The sequence below is a fragment of the Leucobacter triazinivorans genome (assembly GCF_004208635.1).
Lineage (GTDB): Bacteria > Actinomycetota > Actinomycetes > Actinomycetales > Microbacteriaceae > Leucobacter > Leucobacter triazinivorans.
In genome coordinates this window covers 2,072,842-2,095,411 of the sequence record NZ_CP035806.1, presented here as the reverse complement: position 1 = coordinate 2,095,411, position 22,570 = coordinate 2,072,842, and the positions used below count along the sequence as shown (strand labels likewise).

Genomic DNA, 22,570 nt, shown 5'->3' with positions numbered 1-22,570 from the left:
CGTTGAGCTCGTCCGCTGCGGCTACTGCGCGCGGTCCTCTGTGCGCCGGTTGCTCGGCCAGATCCCGTGGCGTCCCGGCATGATGATGCCGTTCGGGTCGACGGCGTCCTTGATCTTCTCGACGAAACGGCGGTAGGCGAATTCGCCGTAGGAGTACTGTTCCGCCGCGAGATCCATGAAGTCGAGGTGCGCCCGGTACTCACCGTAGCCCCGCTCCCCGGCCGCGCGCACCATCGACTTGGCGGTCGCGTAGGCCTGCGCGGTCTGCTCCGCGTCGGTCGTATCGAACACCAGTCCGCTGACGATCATCGCGCTGCGTTCGCTGATGACGCAGATCCCGGCGACGAAATTGCTGCCGGCCTCCTCGACGACGATCCGTTCGAGGAGCTCGGCGACCTCGCGGATACGCGTGCCCTCGAGCGGCACTACCGGAGAGAATCCGACGTGCCCGATACCCTCCGGCAAGGACTCCATCATGTCCAGGCTCGGGATCCCCGCCTGCACCTTGTCGACGAAGTGCTCGATCTGATCCCACTCGTCGCGCCGGTAGCTGCGGTGGTGGTCCACCCGCGCGCCGTCGATCGCCGCCCAGGCCTCGCGGATTCGCTCGATCTGACGCGCCACGACGACCTCATCGCCCCACACGGCCGTGCGCATCCCCCACCGGCCGACGCCGCTCTCGTCAGCCAGCTGCTGCAGCTGCGCCTCGCTGAACGTCGCGTTCTGCGCCTGCATCTGACCGAGCAGCTCGGGGAAGTGCGAGGAGAGCGTCATGGTGTTCTGCATCACCGGCACGCCGCGGATCACGCCGTCCAGACGCAGCTCGCGGAGGATGTCGATCGCTTGCTCGAGCTGATCCGCGCGCGGCACCGTCAGGAAGAGTGGGGCGTACATCGCGGGTCGACGCATCAGCCAGTAGCCCATTCGAGTGACGACCCCGAAGTTGGACTGCACGAACAGAGGATCGAGGACCGGCCCGAGCCCGCGCTTGTACACGTGCCACGATGGGGAACCCGGGATCGCGCCCATGCCGGTGCGCAGCATCGAGCCGTCGGCGAGTACGACCTCGAGCCCCGTCGGCGCTTGATAGTCCATACCGAGCGGAAGGTAGGTCACGCCGCTGTCCATGGTGTTGCCGATCACGGAGCCCCAGCCGAGATCGGGGACCGAGACCATCAGGTCGTCGTGCCCGCCCGCCTGCAGCGCCTCGTGCAGGTCGAACCAGGTCACCCCGGGCTCAACGACGGCGTAGGCGAGAGTCGGATTGATCTCGATCACCCGATTCATGCGGCGCAGGCTGACGAGCACGCTGCCGCGCACGCGCGGCGACGGGCCGCCGTAGCCGTTGTTGCGCCCCTGCGAGGAGACCCAGATCGGAGCACCGTGCGCATCGGCGACGCGCATCACCGCCTGCACCTCCTCGGTGGTAGAGGGGTAGAGCACGGCAGAGGAATCGTAGCTGCGGTCGTCCTGGTGCCAGTAGGGGTCGCGGTACTCGTCGCGGCCGGCCTCATCGACGACGATCGCGTCGGCCGGCAGGATCTCGCGGAACGCGGCGAGCGTCGCGCTGTCGAGCCGATAGTCGGGCTGCGCGGTCATCGCTCGGCGCTCCGCTCCGCGGTCGCGCGCGAGCGCGATTCCTCGGCCAGGATGGGCGCGGCCTCGAGGACTCCGTGGATCCCCAGGGTCGCGGCGATCTCCATCACCTCGACGAGCTCGCCCTCGGTCGCGCCGTAGCGCACCGCGTTCTGGAGATGCAGGCGCAGTCCCGAGGTGTAGAGGTGAGTGGCCGCGGTGTCGAACGCGATGTACACGAACTCCTTCACCTTCGGCTCGAGCGGACCGCTCTTCCACGGCACCGAGGAGAAATCGGTGTATGCCTCGAAGAACTCGGGCGCGAGTTCGAGGATCTCGTCCCAGAAGGCGTGCCAGTAGCCGCGGTTGCGGGTGAAATCCTCCTTCAGCCGCTGCTGGTACGCGTCCAACTCGCGCGGGCCGGAGCGCAGGCCGGCCTCCTCGAGCACCTCCGCCAGGATCGGTACGCCGATGTTCATCGCGTGGATTCCCAGGGTCGCGGCGCACTCGAGCACCTCCATCACCTCGGCCGGCGTGGCTCCCGCCTGGAATGCGCGACGGACATGACGCCGGATGGCCGGCACGTAGAGGTGCGTTGCGTTGGCGGCAACGGCGAGACGGATCAGGTGCTGGATCTTCTCGTCGAGCGCGCCCTTGCGATGCGGCACCGCTTCGAGTTTCGCGTATGCATCCATGAACGCCGGGTCCAGATCCAGCACCGCCTGGAACTTGCCGTTCCACTCGCCGAGGATCTCCTCCGCTTCCGCGCGGATCGTCTCCTTCTCGCTCATCGCCCCTCCGGTCCTTCCGTGTGCTGCGCGAGCCATCTCGCGACTTCCGTGTGGTCGGCGCCCCGCCCGAGATCCGCGTCGGCGATCTGCCAGTGGCGCACCGCCGCGTCGCTCAGAGCATGCGGCACGCCGAGATGCTCGGCCAGGCCCGTCGCGATCCGCATGTCCTTGAGCATCAGCGCGAGGCTGAACCCCGAGTCGTAGCTCTCGCCGAGGATGAACTTCGGCCACTTGTGCTCGGTGGATCCGGAGCGGCCGCTGGAGCGGTTCACCACCTCGAGCATCGTCTCCGGGGCGAGACCGAAGGCGATGCCGGTCTGCATCGCCTCGCTCGTCACCCACAGATGCGTCGCCGACATCAGGTTGTTGATTGCCTTCAGCGCATGGCCGGCGCCGGCGGCGCCGACGTGGCTGACGCGGCCGAGGTGCGCGAGCACCGGCTCGGCACTGGCGACATCGGCAGCGTTCCCACCGACCATGATCGAGAGTGTGCCGGCGTTTGCCCCTCCGACCCCGCCCGAGACGGGGGCATCGATCAATCGTCCGCCGCGCGCGGCAACCCGTTCAGCGAGCGCCCGGGTGCGCAGCGGTTCGGACGAGCTCATGTCGACGATCAGCGTTCCAGGGTCGATCCGTTCGAGCACGCCGCCGTCGCCCTCGAGCACCGCACCGACGATGTCGGAGTTGGGCAGCATCAGGATGAGTTGAGCGCAGCCGGGCACCATTTCCGAGAGATCGTCGAAGGCGGTGCCGCCGTGCTGGGCGAACCGCTCTCGCGCGGCCGCGTCGAGGTCGAAGCCGCGCACGCCGATACCTGCGTCGAGCAGGCGCCGCGACATCGGCGTGCCCATGTTGCCGAGCCCGATGAACCCGATGGTGAGGCGCTCGCTCACAGCTCGCCCGCCGCCCGCATCTCGTCCAGCTTCGACTCCGCAATGCGGAAGGACTCGAGCCCTGCGGGGACCCCCACGTAGACCGCGACCTGGATGAGGGCCTCCTGAATCTCCTCGACGGTGACGCCGTTGCGGATCGCACCGCGCACGTGCACACCGAGCTCGTGTCCGCGGTTGAGGGCGGACAGCATCACGATGTTCATCAGGCTGCGGGTCTTCGGGTCGAGCTCCTCCCGTGTCCACACGCCGCCCCAGCAGTACTCGGTGACGAGCTCCTGGATCGGTCGACCGAACTCGCTGACCTGCGCGAGCGACCGCTCGACGTGATCGTGCCCGAGCACCCGCCGGCGCATCTCGAGCCCCTCTTCGTAGGTCTGGCGGTGGCTCGCTTCATTGACAGTCATGCTGAACTCCTCGATTCCTGTGAAGTCGTCGTCGGTCGTCGCGCTCAGGCACCGTCGTGCAGACGGATTCCACCCGAGACGTCGCCGATGGCATCGACGACCGTGTTGCTGATGGCGTCGCGATAGCCCAGGGCATTCGCGAGGCCGAAACTGGAGAGCGGGCCGGGGGCGTTCAGCGAGACCACCCCGAGCTCCTGCAGGTGCTCGACGTAGAGAACAACGTCCTTCATCATCAGCGCGTTCGTAAGCCCGCCCTCGAGGTAGTCGCCTTCGACGATATGCGGGAAGCGGTTCAGTGTGGCGAAGTTGACACCCGAGCTCGCATTGAGCACATCCAGCACCTTGTGCAGATCCAGTCCGGCACGCTTCGCCCCGACCATCACCTCGGCCGTCGCCGACAGGCTGATGGCGTTCAGGAAATTGTTGAGAAGCTTCGTCGAGTGTCCAGCACCGGAGGCGCCCATGTGCACGATCTTCGCAGCGAAGCGGTCCATCAGCGGTCGGGTGCGCTCGAGCGCCTCGGCATCGCCGCCGACCATCAACGTCAGTGTTCCGCGCTCCGCTGCGGCGGCACCGCCGGAGATCCCCGCGTCGATGTACGCGGCACTACGCTCGGCAAGGGCTGCGGCGATCCGCTGCGTCGAGGCAGGTGCGGCGGTGCTGAGATCGACGATCGTCATTCCCGCGCGCAGACCGGCGAGAAAGCGCTCGTCCTGCAACACGACGCGCTCGACGACGCCGCTGTCGGGCAGCGAGAGGAAGACGACGTCGCTCTGCGCCAGCACGTCCGAGGCAGAGGGGTGCGCCTGCGCGCCGACCGCGGCCGCGGTCGTCGGATCCAGATCGAAGCCGTGCACCGTGACACCGCCCTCGACGAGGCGGCGCGCCATGCGTCCTCCCATGTTCCCGAGGCCGATGAAGCCCGCTCGTTCAGTCATTGCTCTGCTCTGCTTCCTCGTCGTGGTGGGCCTGCGGCGCCTGGCCGATGGTCGCGGCGATGCCCGCCAGCGGCCCGTCCGTCACCGGCGTGAATCTCTGCAGGGTGGCCGGGTCGTGCCCCGAGACGAGGTGGTCGACGTCACCTCGCTCGATCAGACCTCTGATCCGGTCGAAGCCGGCGTACATTGCCGGGAGGTCGGCGACGAACGCGAAGGGGAGGTCCGCCTCATACTCCTCGTAGTAGTGGATCGCGTCCGAGGCCAGCAGCACGGTCCCTTCGTCGGTCGCAACCTTCACCGCGAGCTGCCCGGGGGTGTGCCCACCGATCTCGAGCAGCTCGATGCCGGGGGCGATGAGGTCGCCTTCGCCGACCCGGGTCACGCGGCCCTCGTCGAGGGCCGTGCGGAGCGCGGCGATCTCGTCCGGCTCCGTGGAGTGGCTGAACTGCTTCCGCTCGCCCATCGGACTCAGCCAGAAGTCCAACTCGACGCCGCTGATGTGCACCTGCGCGCGCGGGAAGAGGGCGAGATTACCGATGTGGTCATAGTGAGCGTGGGTGACGACGAGCGTCTGCTCGGCGCCGGTGTCGATGCCCAGCGCGGCGTAGACCTCGGGGATCGCGCGAACAAAGGTGCGTTGCCGGCGCTCCGCACCCAGTGGGGAAAACCCGGTGTCGACGAGTACCGTGCGGTGCTCGTTACGGATCACCCAGACGTAGTAGTCCATGCCGATCGGAGCATCCGGCTCGCCGTAGATCGGGTAGTTCAGGTAGACCTCGCCGCGATGCCCGCTGCGGGTGCCGTAGCGGACGATGACAACTTCGTACTCCGCGTCGTTCATGCCGTCACGCCCCCGGGGGCCGGCCAGCCGGGCTGCGCGGCGCGCATCAGGTCCTCGAGGCTCCGCCCCGGGCGTCCCGTGAACCGCTCGACGACGTCGGTGACGTTCGCGCAGTGCCCCTCGCGGATCATCCGGCCGAGCGTCACCATCCCGTCGCTCGCCCAGGGAACCGGCGAGGCGGAGAAGTCTCCGTCCGCGGAGCGCGGCACGCCGAGCCCGTCCCAGAGCGCGTACATCTCGTCGTCGCTGAGGTCCCGCATCTCGATCGACGCACCGGAGAGCGCGGATATCATCTCGCCCACCTCGCGATAGGTGAAGGCCTCGGGGCCCGTGACGTCGTACCCGGTATTGGGCTCGCCGGCGCCGCGCAGCAGAGCGGCACCGACTTCGGCGACGTCATCGCGACAGACGAAGGAGACGCGGCCCTCGCCGGTGTTGCCCGCGCTCACCCCGGACGCGATGGAGATCGCCGCCTGGTTCTCGGCCATGGCATCGGCGTACTGGCTGTTGCGCATGAAGTTCCAGCGCATGCCGCTCTCACGCACCCGCTGCTCGGTGAACTGATGGTCGGCGACCTCCACTGAGCTCGCGCCGGGATGATCGGCGCCGAGGAAGGAAGTGTAGACGAGGTGCTCCACACCGGCGGCGGCAGCCGCATCCACGACGTCGCCGTGCTGCCGCTGCCGACGTGGACCGGCCTCCATACCGGAGATCATGAAGAGCGAGCGCCCGCCCTCGAAGCCGCGTCGCAGCGAGCCCGAGTCGTTGTAGTCCGCGATTCTCGCATCGACTCCACGGGCGCGCCACGTCGCCGCGGTGTCTGCGCTGCGCGTCGTCACGATGATCGATTCGGCCGGTTCACTCCTCAGCAGCGCCTCGGCCACTCGGGAGCTCACATAACCGCCCACTCCGGTCACGATGTACACGGCGTTCTCCTTCCGCGCTCGCCCTCGAGCGCTTCCGCTATGGATACTACTATCGTATGACAATCGTACAGACTAGTCCAGCCGCCCGAAGGACTCGAGCAGCGGCGCGTCGATCTCGGAAGGATCCCACAACCCCGCACCGCCGCCGTAGCGACAGTTGTTCTGCACACTCGAGCCGCCATCGACGGAGAGGAGCGTGCCGGTGATGTAGGAGGCGTCATCGCTGAGGAGAAAGGCCGTCGCAGTCGCGATCTCATCAGGCTCCCCCGCACGGCGCAGCGGCGAGGTCGACGCCCGTTGGCGCATATTCTCCATACCGGCTTCACCGAACAACGGCGTCGGGATCAGCCCTGGCGCGACGGCGTTCACGCGCACGCCGACCGGACCGGCGTGCACAGCAGCGCCCTCGACCAGCCCGGCTACCGCATGCTTCGACGCCGTGTAGGCCAGCAGATCGGCCGCGCCCCGGAGACTCGCGATCGACGCCATCACGACGATCGAGCCAGTCGCCCCCGTCTTCGAGTACTCCCGCAGTGCCGCCTGGATCCCCAAGAACGGACCGCGCACATTCACTCCCATCACCTGATCCCACTCCGCCACGCTGGCGTCGGCGATCAGCTGACCCGGCGTGCCCGCGATCCCGGCATTGAGCACGTGCAGATCGACCGAGCCGAACGCCTCCAGCGCAGCGCTCATGTACACTGCGACACCGGCCTCCGTGGACACATCGGCGGCAACGCCGATCGCCTGCTCTCCATAGTTCGCCGCGAGGGCCCGCGCGCGCTCGGCGTTCGTACCGACGATCACGACCCGAGTACCGGAGCGGATGAGCCGATCGACGATCGCTTCGCCAATCCCCCCGGTGCCGCCCGTCACGATCGCAACCTTGCCCTCGAGCCCTGCGTAATCCATATCCCGTTGCCCCTTCCGGCCCTCTCGTCGGCCGATTGACCGATTGTCATACAGTACTATACGCCTACGTCGACATCCAGATGTCGGATAGTGTCTTCGTCATACATCTTCGCCACTCCGGCGCTATGATCATGACGACTCGAGAGTGAAGGCAAGCCATGAGCGATTCCGCGCCTGCAGCATCCCCCTGGACGAAGCCCGCGATGGATCGCATCGCCGCGCCGCTGCGCCAGCAGGTCATTCAGGCGCTGCGATCCGCGATCCTCAATTTCGAGTTCCGCCCGGGCCAGCGACTCGTCGAGCGCGAACTCATCGAACAGCTGCAGGTCTCGCGCACCACCGTGCGCGAGGCCCTGCGTGAACTCACGAGCGAGGGCCTCGTCACGGTGGTCCCGCAGCGCGGCGCGATCGTCTCCACACCGTCGCTCGAGGAGGCCGAGGATCTCTACGAGATTCGCGCGCTGCTCGAGTCGCTCCTCATCGAGCGCTTCGTGCAGCGAGCGGACGACGCGCAGCTCGCGCGCCTCGTCGAGTCCGTGGAGCGCTTCGCCGCCTCCTCTGCCGGCACCGAGGACATCCGCATCGTCCTCGACTCCAAGGATCAGTTCTACGAGGTGCTGGTCGAAGGGGCAGGAAGCCCCACGCTCGCGGGCATCGTCGAGGGCCTGCAGGCTCGCGTACGCCTGCTTCGCGCAACCTCGATGAGCGAGCCGGGACGCTCTGACGCGGCTGTCGCCGAACTGCGCGCCGTCGCCGCAGCCGCGGTGCGCCGCGAGCCGGCTGAGGCCGCGCGCCTGTGCGCACAGCACGTCCGCAATGCCGCGGTGAACGCACTGAAGCACCTGCGCGAGTCGCACGGCTCCACCGACTGAACCCCGCCCCACGGCCGCCTCTGTCCCGCAGCGCACTCGGCGTTGCGGGATTGTATGATTGACTGCTCAGTAATCATGTACTACTGTCAGACGAAATGCTCGCCATACGCAGTTACGAAGGAGTGACCGCTCTATGACCATCCCGCACCCCCCTGCCCGCCACCGAGGGATCCGCATCTCCCTCGCGCTCGGCGCGGTGCTCGCCCTGGCCGCCTGTTCGTCCACGGCCACGACCACGGCCCCCGAAGGATCCGACGGCACCCCCGAGGTGAGCTCAGTCCGCATCAGTGGAATCCAGGGCCCCGGAACTGTTCCGCTCCAGCTCGCCTCAGAACAGACCGCGGCCGAATACGGGCTGGAGGTCGAGCCCGTGTACGTCGACAACAGCGGCGTCGCCGTAACATCCGTCATCTCCGGAGACACGGCGGCCGCCAACTCCAGCTACTTCGGAGTGATCGACGCGATCAACCAGGGCTTGCCGATCGTCGTCATAGCCGAGGGATGGGCGAGCACCCCCGACACCGGATCGCTCGAAGCGCTGCCCGACTCAGGGATCGCGTCCCTCGCGGATCTCGAGGGTCGCACGGTGAACGTGATCTCGCTCACATCGAGCCACGCCATCAAGCTGCGACACGCGATGCTCGCCGAAGGGCTCGACCCCGATGCCGTCGACTGGGTAGAGCTGCCCTACGGGGAGGTCGCGGCTGCACTCGAGCAGGGAACGATCGACGCGTCCAGCGCGGTCGGTCCGACCCTCGCCGCGGTCCGCGGCCTCGGGAGCACGACCGTCTTCGATTACGGCGCCGGCGAGTACACCGGTATGGCGGAATCCGGCTGGATCGCCTCGCAGACGTACGCTGACGAGAACCCCGCCACGGTTCGGGCCATCCAGTGCACACTGCTCGAGGCGCAGGGCGCCCTCGTCGACGACCGCGACCTGTTCGAGACGCAGTTCATGTCGCTGCTCGGCGCCCCGGCTGAAGTCGCCGCGGCCGAGGTGATGCTCGACTACCAACGCACGAATCGCCTCGCCGAGATCCAGCGCAACGCCGACATCTACTTCGAGAGCGGTCTGCTGACCGACGAGTTCGATTTCACGGATCATGTCCTCGACGCTCCGGCCGACTGCTGAGTCCTCCGCGCGGACCCGCCCTGCGGCGGCCGGATCGGCCGCCGCAGGGTCGACGCGAGCGCGACGCGGCTCGCGCGTCGCGCTCCGGCGCGGTGCGGCCGGCGTGCTCGTTCTGGTCCTGATCCTCGAGATTGCGTCCCGGTCCTCACTGATCGCCAGCGGATTCCTCCCACCGTTCTCCGAGGTGCTGATGCGCGCGCTCGCCCTCTGGGGGGATGCCGTCTTCCGCACAGACGTGCTCGCGACGCTGACGGCGTACGTCCTCGGGATGACGATCGCCATCGTCGTTGCCGTGCCGCTCGGAATCGCCTTCGGGCTGTCTCAGCCGGTCTATCGCTCAGCGCGAGCGATCGTCGAGTTGATCCGCCCCATCCCGCCGGTCGCGCTCGTGCCGCTGGTCATCCTCGTGCTCGGCTCGAGTCTCGAGATGAAGCTGGTGATCGTCGTCTTCGCCGCCGTCTGGCCGATCATGTTCAATACCCTCTACGGCGTCCACGATGTCGACCCGTACGCGAAGGAGATGGCGCGCAGCTTCGGTGTATCCCGCTTCGGTGTCATTCGCCGGATCGTGATCCCGGCGTCCACGCCGTTCATCGCGACTGGCGTGCGCATCGCCTCCTCCATCGCCCTGATCGTTGTGATCACCGTCGAGCTCATCGCGGGCGGCGCGCAAGGACTCGGGGCGTTCATATCCCGGACGCGCGCCTACGGCGACGCGGACTCCTATCTCACCGTGCTCGCAGCCACCTTCATCGCGGGCGTGCTCGGCCTTGTGATCAACCTCATCCTGGGCTGGATCGAGCGGCGATTCTTCGCCTGGGACGCCACGACCAGAGGAGCGCAGTGATGACGCAGACCACGCCCCGCAGCCTGCTCACCCACGGTATCGCCGTGCCGCGCCGGAGCAGCACGCTCCCAGCCCGCACCCACCGCGCCGCCGCCGCGCTCGGCTACCTCCTCGTCCCTCTGATCGTGCTCGTCGCCCTCTGGCAGGTCGCAGCCACCAGCGCGGCGTCGCCGTTCTTCCCCCCGCCGCTCGCAATTGCGGAGAATCTCTGGGGATTGCTCTCCACAGGAGGCACCGCCGGACCGCTCGGCGACTTCCTCGCAACGGTCGGGCGAATGCTGCTCGGCTTCGCCCTCGGCTCGGCCTGGGGCATCGTCGTCGGCGTGCTCATGGGGCTGAACCGCGTGGCCCGCGACGCGATGACCCCGATCGTCGAGTTCCTGCGCTCGGTCCCCGCGACCGCCGCGCTTCCGCTCTTCATCACCCTGCTCGGCGGTGGCGACGACATGCGCGTCGCCTTCATCGCCTACGGCGTCTCCTGGTTCGTGCTGATCAACACCGCCTCGGGCGTCGGCACGATCCACAAGACCGTGCTCGAGATGGGACGCATCTTCCAGGTCTCACCGGCTCGGCAGCTGTTCACCATCGTCATCCCCGCTGCCATGCCCAAGATCTTCGCCGGGCTGCGCATCGCGAGCACCGCAGCGCTGCTGCTGGCGATCGTCTCGGAGTTCATGCTCGCGACGAACGGCATCGGCTACCTGCTCATCCAGGCGCAGGGTCGTTTCCAGATGCTCGACATGTGGTCGTGGATGCTCGCGCTGGCGCTCCTCGGCCTCCTCATCAACCTGCTGCTCGAACGCATCGAGCACCGTACCCTCGCGTGGCACCGCCTGTCCCGCGCCAAGATCTGAAGGAGCGGACATGACTTCCCTCACCACCGAACCGCTCGTACGCGTCGACGCGGTCTCCCACACCTACGGCACGGGCGACGCCGCCCACCACGCTCTCGACGGACTCGACTTCTCGGTGATGCCGGGCGAGTTCGTCTCTATCGTCGGTCCCTCCGGCGCGGGCAAGACGACACTGCTGCGCACTCTCGCCGGCTTGCAGCAGCCGACGGACGGGGCCGTCTGGGTATCGGGATCCCGGATCACCGGTGTCCCCGACGGCATGGCGATGGTCTTCCAGGACTACAGCCGCTCGCTGCTGCCCTGGCTGAGCGTCGCCGCGAACGTCGCCTTCCCGCTGAAGCGCGCCGGCGCGCAGAAGGCCGATACGCAGCGCGCCGTGAGCGAGGCGCTCACCGAGGTCGGCCTCGCCGGCTTCGAGCGGCGCTACCCGTGGCAGCTCTCCGGCGGCATGCAGCAGCGCGTTGCGATCGCCCGTGCGCTCGCATACCGCCCGAAGCTGCTGCTGATGGACGAGCCTTTCGCCTCGGTCGATGCGCAGACCAGGGAGGATCTCGAGGACCTCGTCCTGCGCATCCGCGAACACCACGGGATGACGATCCTCTTCGTCACCCACGACATCGACGAGAGCGTCTACCTGGCCGACCGCGTCATCGTCCTCTCACGCCCTCCGGCCCACGTCCGCAGCGACGTCGAAATCGATCTGCCCTTCCCCCGCGATCAGATTGCCACGCGAGAGCTGCCCCGCTTCGTGCAACTGCGCAGCCAGGTCGCTCGCCTCATCCACGGGAAGTGACGCGCATGCTCGCCCGTGCCGCTGTGCTGACAGAGTTCCACGCCCCCTTCGACCTCGCAACGATCGATCTGGGAAGTCCCGGTCACGGCCAGGTGCTTGTGCGGACCCTCGCGGCCCCGTTCTGCTCGACCGATTGGATGGGTTGGCGCGCAATGCGCCGGAAGCGACCCCCGGTCATCCTAGGACATACCGCGGTGGGCATGGTCGAGGCCCTCGGCGCCGGGGTGAGCGACCTCGCGGTAGGCGATCGCGTGCTCGTCGCGGGCACCCCGCAGTGCCGCGAGTGCTTCTACTGCCAGCAGGGACGACCCGACCAGTGCTCGGTGCTGATGGACCAGGGCGACCCTGTCATCGGCACCATGCACGACGGCACTGAGGTGCGCGCGGCGGGCCGCGTTGGCGCGTACGCGAGCCACATGCGCGTCGATCGCATCCAACTGCACCCCCTGCCTCCGGATCTCCCGGACGCCGAGGCGAGCCTGCTGGGCTGCGGCATCTCCACGGCCTTCGGTGCGATCTTCCGCATCGCGGAGGTCGCACCTGGGCAGACGGTCGCGGTGCTCGGACTCGGGCACCTCGGGCTCTGGGCGGTGCAGGCGGCACGCCTCGCCGGAGCCGGCGAGGTGATCGGGATCGATCCGCATCCGGAGCGCCGCCGCCTTGCGCTCGAGCTGGGTGCGGACGCTCTCGTGGATCCCTCCAGGGAAGACGCCGTCGGCGCCGTCCGGGCGCGCACTGCGGGACGTGGAGCGGATGCCGTGATCGAAGCCGCCGGTTCTGCGTCGGCGACGCGGGATGCGGTACTGATGACCCGGCGTGCCGGCACGGCCGTCCTCACCGGGGTGGCGCACTCGGACACCGAGGTGTCGATCCCGCAACTGCACCTCACCGTGCTCGGCAAACGGGTGATCGGGTGCCAGAACGGTCAGCTCACGCTGGATCGCGACATGCCGGAGTGGATCGCACTGCTCCGCGAAGGCCGAATCGATTGCTCGCGCATTCTCACCCACCGCTATCGCCTGGACGAGATCGACCGCGCGGCGCGGCAGTCCCAGACGCTGGACGACCTCAGCGGGGTGTTCGTGGATTTCAGCTCGGATCGGGAATGAGGTGCTCGGCGTTCCGCTCGCGCGCCAGGTTCTCGGCGAGGGCGCGCAGCAGAGCGACGGCATCCGCAAGTTCGGCCTCCCGGCCGACCACGGCATCGGCCAGTCGCTCCGCCCAGATCTCCCGGTAGCTCGCGAAGTTCTTCACCGCGAGCTCGGTCGGATGGATCCGCACTTCGCGCCCGTCGCCCTCGCTGGTGGATTTGCGCACGAGCCCCTTCTCCACGAGTGCCGCGACACGCGTGCTCGTGTTGCTCTTGTGCTGGCCGAACACCCGCGCCATGTGCGTCACCGTAGCCCCGGGCTCCGCCATGAGGAATCGCATGATCTCGGATTCGGATCGCGTCACGGCGATCAGCCCTGGTCGATCGACGAGCACCTCGGGCTGCAGCACCCTGAAGATCTCGACCACGCGCTCACCGAGCTCCCCGAGGAGTTCGGCCTGTGTCGCCTCGTTGTCCATGCCACCACTCTAATCAGTCGTCGTCTTGATCGGTCCCGACGGGATAGATATAGTTATTATATCTATCCATAATGGCGCATGCCACCCGTCCAGCGAGGAAGCAACGGAGACCCCATGACCCCCACTCTCGAAACCACCGCCCCGGCCACGGCCACCTCGGTCGATCCGAGCGCCGATGAGCTCATCGCCAGCGCCCGCAGCCTCCGCGAGCGCCTGCGCGAGTTGCAAGCCGAACATGCTGAGCTCGGCACCTACTCGCAGGAGATCCACGAGGCCTTCGTCGAGCACCGGCTGTACGACCTGCTCCGCCCGAAGCGCTACGGCGGTCTCGAGGTCTCCCTCGAGACCTTCTTCCGCGTCGCGATCGAGATCTCGCGCGGCGACCCCGGCGTGGGCTGGTCCTGGGAGCTCGGCGCGAGCCACGCCTATCAATTCGCCTCCCACTTCCCGGAGCGCGCGCAGGAGGAGGCATTCGGCTCCGCCGAGCCCTTCATCGCCGCCTCCCGCGCCTTCCCGCTGCGCGCCGACGTGCAGCGGGTCGATGGCGGCTACACGCTCAGCGGGAGGTGGAACTTCAACTCGGGCTGCACGTACAGCACGCACTTCATGCCGGTTGCGCCCGTCACGCACGAGGACGGCTCGACAGAGCTGCACATGTTCATCCTCCCGCGGAAGGACTTCACCATCCTCGACGACTGGGGCGCGGGAAAGACCATCGGCCTCCACGCCTCCAGCTCCAACTCGATCGAGATCGAAGGAGCGTTCGTCCCTGAGCACAACGTCGTCCCGTTCAACTTCAAGGACCTGGAGTGGGGCGAGGACGCTACCCCCGGGTATCGCCTGCACCGGAACCCGCTCTACCTCGGCCGTACTTCGGCCTTCTTCATCGCCGGCCTCACGCAGACCCAGATCGGTGCAGCGCTGGCATGCAAGGACGAATACGAGAAACTCATGGAGCGCGGATCGAGCTTCCCGCCCCGCATCCCGCGTTCCGAGTCGCCCGAGTACCAGCTCTGGTACGGCCAGGTCGTCTCTCTCGCCGAATCGTCCGAGACGCTCATGCTCGGCGCGCTGCGGGAGTTCGAGCAGCTGAACACCGCCTGGACCGTCGGTGGGGCCGAGTTCACCACCGCCGAGGATGTGCGCCTGCGCGGGCAGATCGTGCAGGCTGCGAAGCTCGCGCAGCAAGCGATCGAGATCGCGTTCTCGACGGCGGGCTCGTCCGCCTCCGGACTCGCCGGCACGAAGCTTGGGAAGTACTCCGCCGACGCCGCGATGTACCGCACCCACATCGGCGCGCAGCACGATGTGCTCCTCGGCTCGCTCGGCCGCGTGCTGCTCGGCCAGCCGCTGACGATGTAGACGGCATCGACGCGAAATGGCGGGGCCCGGTCTTGGCGACCGGGCCCCGCCATTTCGCGTCGCACCGCGCATCGATGTCAGGACACAGCGTCGGCAATCCATTGGAGCACGGGCACGATCGCGGCGTCCGAGTTCTTCTCGAACATCATCGCGTGCCCGTTCCCCGCGACGCCGTGATCCGCAAGATTCATCAGCTCGACATCCGCACCGGCTGAACGCAGGTAATCGACCAGCCCACCCGCCCAGATGGCGAACGGAGAAGATGCGCCGACCATCACGACAGCGGGGATACCCGCGAGCGCCGGCAACCGGAAGGCCGCGGGGTCCCGCTCGAGCTCAGCAGGATCCTGCACCTCCGGTGCGTACTGCAACGGCGCCGCGGTCACGCCCCAGTCCAAGCGGCTCCCGGGCCCGAACTCGAAGAACGGCGGACCCATCGGCTCGATCGCCATGATTGCCTTCACGAGCTCCGGGTGAGCGTCGGCGACCAACCACCCCGCTGGACCGCCGGCGGAGTGCGTGACGAGCACCGCCGGCCCGATCCGCTGGAGCAGGCGCCCGATCCGCTCCTGGTCCAGACGCTGGGACTCGGCAAGGTCCGCCGGCATGAACCCCATACCGGCGATGAGCTGGTCGAGTTGCGGATCACCGATCCGATCGCTCCAGGGCGCCTGATCGTGCCCCGGGATCGGCGTGTCGAAGAGCCCGACGGCGAGGTCGTAGCTGAACTGGGCACCCAGCTCGCCCACCACATCGGGATGAGCCCACGAGCGACCGTGCGCCGGCCGGTCGACGACGTAGGTCAGATACCCCGCGTCGACGAAGCGATCGAGCCAACCGGGGCGCCCATCGGGCGTCCCCTTCCAGTCCGTTCCCTGGCCGCCGCCGCCGTGCACGAGCACGAGCGGGTAGGGCTGCGTAATCTCGGCCGGTGCCTCCCACTCGACATAGAGCGGGGCTCGCTGCACGAGCCCGCGCTCGCCCGGGACCCGCTCACCCGCGATCCAGAAGTGCCCCTTCCGCACGGTCCGCAGCGGATGCGCAGCGAACTCCTCGGGAAGCGCCGCCGCCATGCCGGTCACGCTCCCTGCAGCGCGTCCAGCGCGATCAACCGGAATGCAACGTCGCGCAGCTGGGGATTGCGGTGCCCCGCAGCCTGGGCCATGTCGCGGAAGACGAGCTCGAAGCGCTCCCCCTTCTTCGACGCGGAAGCCCCGATCGTGCGATACAGGTCTTTCTCGACGACCTCCCACATTTGCAGCATGATCTCCCGACCGATCCCGCCGAGCAGGTTGTCGATCGCGATCGTGAACGCCTGCTCGCCGCTGACATTCTTCTCCGCCGCTACGAGCCACTCTCCCAGCGCATGAAGCAGCGCTGCCTCCCCGGTGGCGATCTTCACGATGGCACCGCCGTAGTAGCGCTGGAAGTCGGGATCCTCGGTCCGTGGAGAGAACGGCGGCACAGTGATCTTCCGCGTGTCCATCGCGTGCCGGTACTCGTCGAGAGCCCCCTTCGCGCCACCGATGCAGATGGCGCCGAGTGCCAGGGCGAAGCTGCTGTTGTGCCTCGCAGAGTACATCGCGTTGCCGTAGGCCTGATAGCCGGGGCTATCCGCGTCGAACGCGTAGTCGATCAGATTGGCGTCCTCGACCATGAAGCGCTCGGGCAGGAACGCCCCGGTGAAACGAATGCTGTTGGAGCCAGACGAGTTGAGGCCGAGCATGTTGCCCCAGTCGTCGAGGATCTCGTACGACCCCTCTGGAGCCAGATAGAGCCCGATCCTGGGATTGCCGTCGGCGTCGAAACCCGGAAGACGCACCTGCCCGAGGAAGTAGGTGGAGTACGGGATTCCAGAGCAGTAGTTGACGACACCGTCGAGCTGGTAGCCGCCCTCGACTGGCGTGGCCTTCACTGTCGGCGCGTACATTGAGGCTGCACGGAAGTCACCATTGTTGTACACCTCGGCGTGGATCGCAGACGGGAACCAGTTCGCGACCATCAGCGCGTGGTTCGCCGAGAGGCAGAAGCACCACGCGGTCCCCATGTCCGCCCGGGCGATCTCGATGATCACCTTGAAGAAGGTCGCGGGCGTGACCTCCAGACCGCCGTGCACCCGCGGAATGTACATCCGGTAGAGCCCGAGCTCCTTGAAGCGCTCGTGGATCACCGGGTGGATGTGCGTGATCTCCTGGGCCTCGGCAGCACGCTCGCGGATCTCGTCCGCCATGTCCCGCACCGCGGCGAGCAGCCGCTCCTCCAGCTGCTCGGCATCCTCGGTCCGCAGCTCGGCGTATCGGCTCTCGGTCATCGTCGTCCTCTCGTCATTGAAGAGAGGCGGCCGCACGGTGTGCGGCCGCCAATGCTGCGATCCTACAATACTAGTTTCGATAACTATAACAACCTTCCGGGGTGGCGACCCTCGGAATGCGGTGACTCGGGCGCGCCGGAGCCACCACTCGCTCAGGTGACGTTCCAGCCGCGATCCACGTAGAGATTCACTGCGGAAACGCCCGTGTTTCGCAGCAGGAACTGCGTAGCGCCCACGACGTCCTTCATAGTCGCCAACTCGCCGCCCGGCGTCCGATCCTTGTACTGATCCAGGACACCTTCGGGTTTCTCGGCCCAGAACGGACTGTCGCCGATGATCCCGGGGTGCAGCGCATTCACCCGGATCGGGGCGAGCTCGAGGGCGAGTGTGTGCGTCAGCCCCACGACGCCGCCGTTGATCGACGAGACCGTCGTCGATCCGGGGTAGGGCAGATCCTTCGCCCGACCGCCGAAGAGCACGACACCAGTCTCGACGTCGTTCGTCATCCTCGGCAGCAGCGCGTGCACCGTCTCCGCGTAGCCCACGAGCTTGAGCGTGACGAGTCGACGGGCGCGCGCGATATCGTAGTCGCGGATCGTGTTCGCATCGCGCTCGATGGCCGCGAGCACCAGCCCGTCGACTCTCTCGATCTGCGCGAGCTGGGCCGCAATCCCCTCGGGCTCGGAGATGTCCAGGGCGATGCCACTGGCATCCGGTCCGAGCTCGGCGGCAATCGCTGCGGCGCGCTCCGCGTCGCGCCCGGTGATGACGACGCGATCTCCCCGCTCGACGCTGTCCCGGGCGACTTCCAGGCCGATCCCGGAGGTTCCCCCGACGACGACGATAGTCTTCTTGCTCACAATTCTCCTTCGGTGCGGCGCCTGACTGACCTGAGGATCGCCTCAATTTCGATCGATCCCCGGAAGCCCGACTGGACAACTTCGTTCAGTAATGCTTAACTCAGGAGTCAAGTCGACCTGAGCAAGAATGTCAACTTCGACGCCCCGGAATCGGGGTGCTCACGGGGTCACCAGCAAATCAAGGAGGATATGCCCATGACAGATCTCGCCCTGCCCCAGGACGGGCAGCCGATCGTATTCCGCAACGGAATCGTGCTGACGATGGACGAAGCGCACACGGTGTTGCGCGACGCTGACGTGCTCGTCGTCGATGGGAAGATCGCCGCTGTGGGACCGAACATCGATGCCCCCGATGGCGTGTTCGAGATCGACGCGGCCGGCGGCATTGTCATGCCCGGCATGATCGACACGCACCGCCACATGTGGCAGACGGCAATGCGAGGCTACGGAGCCGACTGGACCTTGTCGCAGTATTTCGTCTGGTATTACCTCGAACACGGCATGAAGTTCCGCCCCGAGGACATCGCCGCCGGCAACCTCATCTCCGCACTGGACGCGATCGAGGGCGGCGTCACCACGAGCGTCGACTGGTCGCATGGTCTGAGTACGCCAGCGCACGGCGAAGCGGCCGTGGAGGCGCTCGCGACCTCGCCAGGGCGCTTCGTCTTCGCCTACGGGAACATCCACGCCGCACCGTGGGAGTGGACGCAGGACCCGGCCGTGCGCCGCGTGATCACGGGGGCGCGCGACGACTCGCGCATCTTCGCGACGCAGCTCGCATTCGACGTGCCCGGCGACGACGGCTTCCCCGAGGCCGCTGCCTTCGCGGCCGCTCGCGAACTCGGGATTCCGGTCACCACGCATGCCGGCGTCTGGGGCGCCACCGGCGACAAGGGCATCGACATGATGTACCAGCACGGTGTAATGCAGCCGGGATACACCTACGTGCATGCGGCCACGCTCAGCGACGAGTCGTACCAGAAGATCGCCGCGACGGGCGGCACCGTCTCGCTGTCAACCGAGAGCGAGCAGACCTGCGGCCAGGGCTACCCGCCGGCCAGCGCGCTGCGCAAGCACGGCATCCCCGCCTCGCTGTCCATCGACACGAGCGTATGGTTCAGCTCCGACATGTTCTCCGCGATGCGCTCCACAATCGGCGCCGACCGCTCACTCGAGCACTACATCGCGCACCAGACGAACGACACCGTGACGCACGCGACGCTGCGCGTCGAGGACGTCGTCGACTGGACCACACGGGGCGGCGCGCGCGCCATCGGCAAGCTCGACGAGGTCGGGAGCCTCGAGGTCGGCAAACTCGCCGACGTCGTGCTCATCAAAAACGACGATTCGCCGACGATGACGCCGATCATCAACCCCTACGGTCACGTCGTCTACCAGGCCGGACGTGGCGACGTGCACACCGTGCTTGTCGGCGGCGCACCGGTGAAGTTCAACAGCAAACTCGTGGACCGCACGCGCGTCCCAGCGGCGCGCACCCAACTGGAGAACACGCTCGAGTTCCTCCGCGGCTCGCTCGGCGAGGAGACCTGGAACGCCGGGATGTTCCCGGAGATCCCAGAGACCGAGATCCTCAGCAACCCCTACCAGTACCGCACCCGCTGATCGACGCGGTGTGGGTGGGCCGCGTGCGACGCCGCCCACCCACACCGCCTGCGGGGTCCGCTCCATCGGAACAGGATGCAGCTTCCCCCCCCTCCCGCCGTTTCGTCATATAGCGGCGCGGAGCTTCGGCATGCATCAGGAACACCACTCGCTCAGCGCAACAGTCCCCTCGCGGCCGTCGACTACGTCGCCGACGCAGTACCCGCCCGGCGAGAGCGCTGAGACGCGCCCGCCCCATCATCGGTAGAATCGTTCACGTGCTGCTCTCAGATCGCGACATCAACGCCGAGCTCGGTTCCGGGCGCATCAGCCTCTCCCCGAGCGACCCGTCGATGGTGCAGCCGTCGAGCGTCGACGTGCGGCTCGACCGCTACTTCCGCCTCTTCGACAACCACAAGTACCCGGTCATCGATCCTGCGGAAGAGCAGCCCGAACTCACCCGCCTCATCGAGGTCGACCCCGCCGAGGGCTTCATCCTGCACCCCGGCGAGTTCGTGCTCGGATCGACCTTCGAGCGGGTGGGCCTGCCCGACGACATCGCGGCGCGCCTCGAGGGCAAGAGCTCGCTCGGCCGTCTCGGCCTGCTCACCCACTCCACCGCCGGCTTCATCGACCCCGGCTTCGAGGGGCACGTCACCCTCGAGCTCTCGAACGTCGCCACCCTGCCGATCCGCCTCTGGCCCGGCATGAAGATCGGCCAGCTCTGCTTCTTCAGGCTCTCCTCGCCGGCCGAGCGACCGTACGGCTCGGGCGCCACGTACTCGCGCTACCTCGGTCAGCGCGGCCCCACGGCTTCGCGGTCGCACCTCAACTTCCACCGCGCCGACGTGACGGTTACCGACGAGGGGCAGCTCGGGGGCTGACGTCCCCTCCGCGGGAGCGATCAGACCCCGCGCGACTTCTCCTGCGCCTGCCGGCGGCAGGAGCCGCCGCGCGAACAGCGATCAGACGCTACGCGTCTTCTCCTGAGCTTTTCGTGCCCGCTCGGCCGTCCTGGCGCGGTGGCGCCAGCGCGTCGGGCAGTCAGTCGCGATGCGATTGACCCCCAGCCCGACGCGCCAGCATCGCGTTGTAGGCCTCGAGCTCGACGTCGCCCGAGCGATCCGCGGCGCGGTCCTTGCGCTTCTGCTCCTTGACGTCGCTGCGCGACCACTGCACCGCGACGATGAGCGCCAGCGCCAGGGTCGGCAGCTCGCCGATGCCCCAGGCGATCCCCCCGCCGGTCACCTGATCCTCGAGCGGCGTCGCCCCCCACGTGCGCCCCATCGCCCCGTACCAGTCGGCGAGCATCAGGCCGTCGCCGGTCATGAGCGTCACCCCGAAGAACGCGTGCGAGGCCATCGTGGCGAAGAGCGTGACGAGTCGCAGCGGGTAGGGGAAACGATAGGGCACGGGATCGATGCCGACCATCGATAGGTTGAACAGGTAGCCGGCGATGAGGAAGTGGATGATCATCCACTGGTGGCCGAGATGCTCCGAAGCTGCCCAGCGCGCGATCGGGGTGAAGTAGAACACCCACAGGGACCCGGCGAACACGACCGCCGCGACCGCGGGATGGGTGATGATCCTGGAGTACGGGGTCTGCACGGCCCACAGGATCCACTCCCGGCCGCCCCACGAACCGTCGTCGCGCTTCTCCGTCGCGCGCAGCGCGAGGGTGACGGGCGCCCCCAGCACGAGCACGAGGGGGATGAGCATCGTCAGCATCATGTGGGCCAGCATGTGCACGCTGAAGAGGTACTGCTCGTAGGCGTTGAGCGCACCGTTGGTCGTGTAGAAGAGCAGCACCAGCCCGAGGCACCAGGCGATGGTGCGCCCCACCGGCCAGCGATCGCCGCGACGGGCCAGCCGGATCGCTCCGGCCAGGTAGAGGCCGATGCCGAACACGCAGACGAGCGTCCAAGCGAGATCGAACCGCCACGTGGTGAGATAGCTCATCGGGGTGAGCTCGGGGGGCAGCGGATCGCCGGTGAGCCACTCGGCCGGGCTGATCCGGCCGCCCTGGTCGCGCGCGGGCTCCAGCGCCACCGGCGTAGCGGTGCGCCCGAGCGCACCGGCGATCCCGCTCGCCACGCCCATGACGGCGAGCTCGGCGAGCACGAACCACATGAAGGCCCGACTGCCCCGCTCCGTGTCGGCGATGCTCGGGATCAACCTCGTGCGCTGCACCGCTCCGAACACGCCGAGCACCACGAGCGCGGCGGTCTTGAGCAGCACGAGTTGCCCGTAGCCGGTGCCGAGGAGCGCGTCGACGCCGCCCACGCGCAACCACGCGCTCACGACTCCGGAGGCCGCGACGCCGATGAACGCGAAGAGCGCCAGGGTGGAGTAGCGCGCGGTGAGCACCGAGAGCCTGCGCCGGTCGGTCACGCGCGCGATGAAGACGAGGGTCAGCAGGCCCCCCAACCACACCGCGGCGCCGACGAGGTGCACCAGCAGCGAGTTGACGGCCTGACCGTGGCCCGAGGCGCCTGCCGCATGCCCCTGCTGGGCGAGGGGCAGCGCGGTGGCCATCGCGGCGACGAGCACGAGCAGGGTGAGTCTGCGCTCTCGGATCGCGAAGGCCAGCACCGTGGTAACGGCCGCGAGCAGCAGCTGGATCAGCCAGAGCTGCCCCAGCTCGACCTCGGTGACGAACTGGGCCAGCGCCGCCCCGAAGCTCGCCTCGCCCGAGAAGGCGAGCCCCGACACGTCGACGAAGGTGAGGATCAGGGTCGCCGAGCTGGCCACGGTGAGCACCGCCGCGGATCCCGCCGCCAGATCCATCGCCACGCGGCTCTCCGGCCGCTCGCTCGAAAGCGCCCACACCGTCATCACGACCGAGCCGATGAGGCCCGCCATCGAGAGGTTCACGAGCGTGCGGGCGACGGGCATGCCGAAACGCACCAGCGCCCCCGGATCCGCGAGGGTGCGCTCGGCCGCGGCGCCGCCGATCCCGAGCCCCAGGAGGAGCGCGGCGAAGGTCGCCGCGATCAGCAGGGCGGGGGCGAGTACGCGCAGATATCGTGGCACCCCTCAAGCCTACGCGGCGGCGGGTGGGAAGGCGCTCGGGGCCGCGAAACGCAGA

At 67.9% G+C, this 22,570-nt stretch carries 22 protein-coding genes; 9 read left to right on the top strand and 13 right to left on the bottom strand.

Features of this window, described 5'->3' with window-relative positions; genetic code table 11:
* Positions 1-21: 21 nt before the first annotated feature.
* The 8 genes from EVS81_RS09570 to EVS81_RS09535 all read right to left on the bottom strand — a co-directional run bounded on the left by EVS81_RS09570 (position 22) and on the right by EVS81_RS09535 (position 7,280).
* On the bottom strand, positions 22-1,599 hold the full coding sequence (locus tag EVS81_RS09570) for an FAD-binding oxidoreductase (protein WP_130110191.1): 1,578 nt from the start codon (positions 1,597-1,599) through the stop codon (positions 22-24).
* Positions 1,596-2,366, bottom strand: coding sequence for a carboxymuconolactone decarboxylase family protein (locus EVS81_RS09565; RefSeq protein ID WP_130110190.1), 771 nt, complete (start codon positions 2,364-2,366; stop codon positions 1,596-1,598). Before EVS81_RS09565 ends, EVS81_RS09570 begins: the two co-directional genes overlap by 4 nt.
* On the bottom strand, positions 2,363-3,259 hold the full coding sequence (locus tag EVS81_RS09560) for an NAD(P)-dependent oxidoreductase (RefSeq protein WP_130110189.1): 897 nt from the start codon (positions 3,257-3,259) through the stop codon (positions 2,363-2,365). The genes EVS81_RS09565 and EVS81_RS09560 overlap by 4 nt, the downstream gene beginning before the upstream one ends.
* Positions 3,256-3,663 (bottom strand): carboxymuconolactone decarboxylase family protein, encoded by a 408-nt coding sequence (locus EVS81_RS09555; protein ID WP_130110188.1) that lies wholly within the window; start codon positions 3,661-3,663, stop codon positions 3,256-3,258. The genes EVS81_RS09560 and EVS81_RS09555 overlap by 4 nt, the downstream gene beginning before the upstream one ends.
* Before the next feature lie 44 nt (positions 3,664-3,707).
* Positions 3,708-4,601, bottom strand: a complete 894-nt coding sequence (locus EVS81_RS09550; protein ID WP_130110187.1) for an NAD(P)-dependent oxidoreductase — start codon at positions 4,599-4,601, stop codon at positions 3,708-3,710.
* A complete protein-coding gene (locus EVS81_RS09545) occupies positions 4,594-5,442 on the bottom strand; it encodes an N-acyl homoserine lactonase family protein (RefSeq protein ID WP_130110186.1) in 849 nt (282 codons plus the stop codon). Before EVS81_RS09545 ends, EVS81_RS09550 begins: the two co-directional genes overlap by 8 nt.
* Positions 5,439-6,368 carry an NAD(P)H-binding protein gene (locus EVS81_RS09540; RefSeq protein WP_165384234.1) on the bottom strand — a complete coding sequence of 310 codons (930 nt, stop codon included), beginning with the start codon at positions 6,366-6,368 and terminating at the stop codon, positions 5,439-5,441. The genes EVS81_RS09545 and EVS81_RS09540 overlap by 4 nt, the downstream gene beginning before the upstream one ends.
* Positions 6,369-6,440: 72 nt before the next feature.
* Positions 6,441-7,280, bottom strand: coding sequence for an SDR family NAD(P)-dependent oxidoreductase (locus tag EVS81_RS09535; protein WP_130110184.1), 840 nt, complete (start codon positions 7,278-7,280; stop codon positions 6,441-6,443).
* A gap of 158 nt (positions 7,281-7,438) precedes the next feature.
* Between EVS81_RS09535 and EVS81_RS09530 the strand changes: the two genes are divergently transcribed.
* The 6 genes from EVS81_RS09530 (at position 7,439) to EVS81_RS09505 (ending at position 12,887) form a co-directional block, all read left to right on the top strand.
* Positions 7,439-8,152: a GntR family transcriptional regulator gene (locus EVS81_RS09530; RefSeq protein ID WP_130110183.1), complete on the top strand. Its 714-nt coding sequence runs from the start codon at positions 7,439-7,441 to the stop codon at positions 8,150-8,152.
* 133 nt (positions 8,153-8,285) lie between these two features.
* Entirely contained in the window at positions 8,286-9,284 is a 999-nt protein-coding gene (locus tag EVS81_RS09525) for an ABC transporter substrate-binding protein (RefSeq protein WP_130110182.1), read from the top strand.
* 103 nt (positions 9,285-9,387) lie between these two features.
* Positions 9,388-10,131 carry an ABC transporter permease gene (locus EVS81_RS09520; protein WP_165384233.1) on the top strand — a complete coding sequence of 248 codons (744 nt, stop codon included), beginning with the start codon at positions 9,388-9,390 and terminating at the stop codon, positions 10,129-10,131.
* Positions 10,131-10,985, top strand: coding sequence for an ABC transporter permease (locus EVS81_RS09515; protein WP_130110180.1), 855 nt, complete (start codon positions 10,131-10,133; stop codon positions 10,983-10,985). Before EVS81_RS09520 ends, EVS81_RS09515 begins: the two co-directional genes overlap by 1 nt.
* Before the next feature lie 10 nt (positions 10,986-10,995).
* Entirely contained in the window at positions 10,996-11,778 is a 783-nt protein-coding gene (locus EVS81_RS09510; protein ID WP_130110179.1) for an ABC transporter ATP-binding protein, read from the top strand.
* 5 nt (positions 11,779-11,783) lie between these two features.
* A complete protein-coding gene (locus EVS81_RS09505; protein ID WP_338034675.1) occupies positions 11,784-12,887 on the top strand; it encodes a zinc-binding dehydrogenase in 1,104 nt (367 codons plus the stop codon).
* On the opposite strand, the gene EVS81_RS09500 is transcribed toward EVS81_RS09505, so the two are convergent.
* Complete coding sequence (locus EVS81_RS09500; protein ID WP_130110177.1) at positions 12,868-13,347, bottom strand: MarR family winged helix-turn-helix transcriptional regulator; 480 nt, start codon at positions 13,345-13,347, stop codon at positions 12,868-12,870. The two genes, EVS81_RS09505 and EVS81_RS09500, sit on opposite strands and share 20 nt — an antisense overlap.
* Positions 13,348-13,461: 114 nt before the next feature.
* Here EVS81_RS09500 and EVS81_RS09495 point away from each other — a divergent pair, with 114 nt between their 5' ends.
* Positions 13,462-14,709 (top strand): acyl-CoA dehydrogenase family protein, encoded by a 1,248-nt coding sequence (locus EVS81_RS09495; RefSeq protein ID WP_130110176.1) that lies wholly within the window; start codon positions 13,462-13,464, stop codon positions 14,707-14,709.
* Between the two features lie 77 nt (positions 14,710-14,786).
* Here EVS81_RS09495 and EVS81_RS09490 read toward each other — a convergent pair whose 3' ends face one another.
* The 3 genes from EVS81_RS09490 to EVS81_RS09480 all read right to left on the bottom strand — a co-directional run bounded on the left by EVS81_RS09490 (position 14,787) and on the right by EVS81_RS09480 (position 17,880).
* Positions 14,787-15,782, bottom strand: coding sequence for an alpha/beta fold hydrolase (locus tag EVS81_RS09490; protein ID WP_130111378.1), 996 nt, complete (start codon positions 15,780-15,782; stop codon positions 14,787-14,789).
* 5 nt (positions 15,783-15,787) lie between these two features.
* A complete protein-coding gene (locus EVS81_RS09485; RefSeq protein ID WP_130110175.1) occupies positions 15,788-17,020 on the bottom strand; it encodes an acyl-CoA dehydrogenase family protein in 1,233 nt (410 codons plus the stop codon).
* A 152-nt stretch (positions 17,021-17,172) separates the two neighbouring features.
* The gene (locus tag EVS81_RS09480) at positions 17,173-17,880 is read right to left on the bottom strand and encodes an SDR family NAD(P)-dependent oxidoreductase (RefSeq protein ID WP_130110174.1); all 708 of its coding nucleotides are present in this window, start codon (positions 17,878-17,880) and stop codon (positions 17,173-17,175) included.
* Between the two features lie 195 nt (positions 17,881-18,075).
* Here EVS81_RS09480 and EVS81_RS09475 point away from each other — a divergent pair, with 195 nt between their 5' ends.
* Both EVS81_RS09475 and dcd read left to right on the top strand, forming a co-directional pair.
* On the top strand, positions 18,076-19,503 hold the full coding sequence (locus EVS81_RS09475) for an amidohydrolase family protein (RefSeq protein ID WP_130110173.1): 1,428 nt from the start codon (positions 18,076-18,078) through the stop codon (positions 19,501-19,503).
* Between the two features lie 257 nt (positions 19,504-19,760).
* Positions 19,761-20,366, top strand: coding sequence for a dCTP deaminase (dcd, locus tag EVS81_RS09470; RefSeq protein WP_130110172.1), 606 nt, complete (start codon positions 19,761-19,763; stop codon positions 20,364-20,366).
* Between the two features lie 160 nt (positions 20,367-20,526).
* Here dcd and EVS81_RS09465 read toward each other — a convergent pair whose 3' ends face one another.
* Positions 20,527-22,515 (bottom strand): bifunctional copper resistance protein CopD/cytochrome c oxidase assembly protein, encoded by a 1,989-nt coding sequence (locus tag EVS81_RS09465; RefSeq protein WP_130110171.1) that lies wholly within the window; start codon positions 22,513-22,515, stop codon positions 20,527-20,529.
* Positions 22,516-22,570 lie beyond the last annotated feature (55 nt).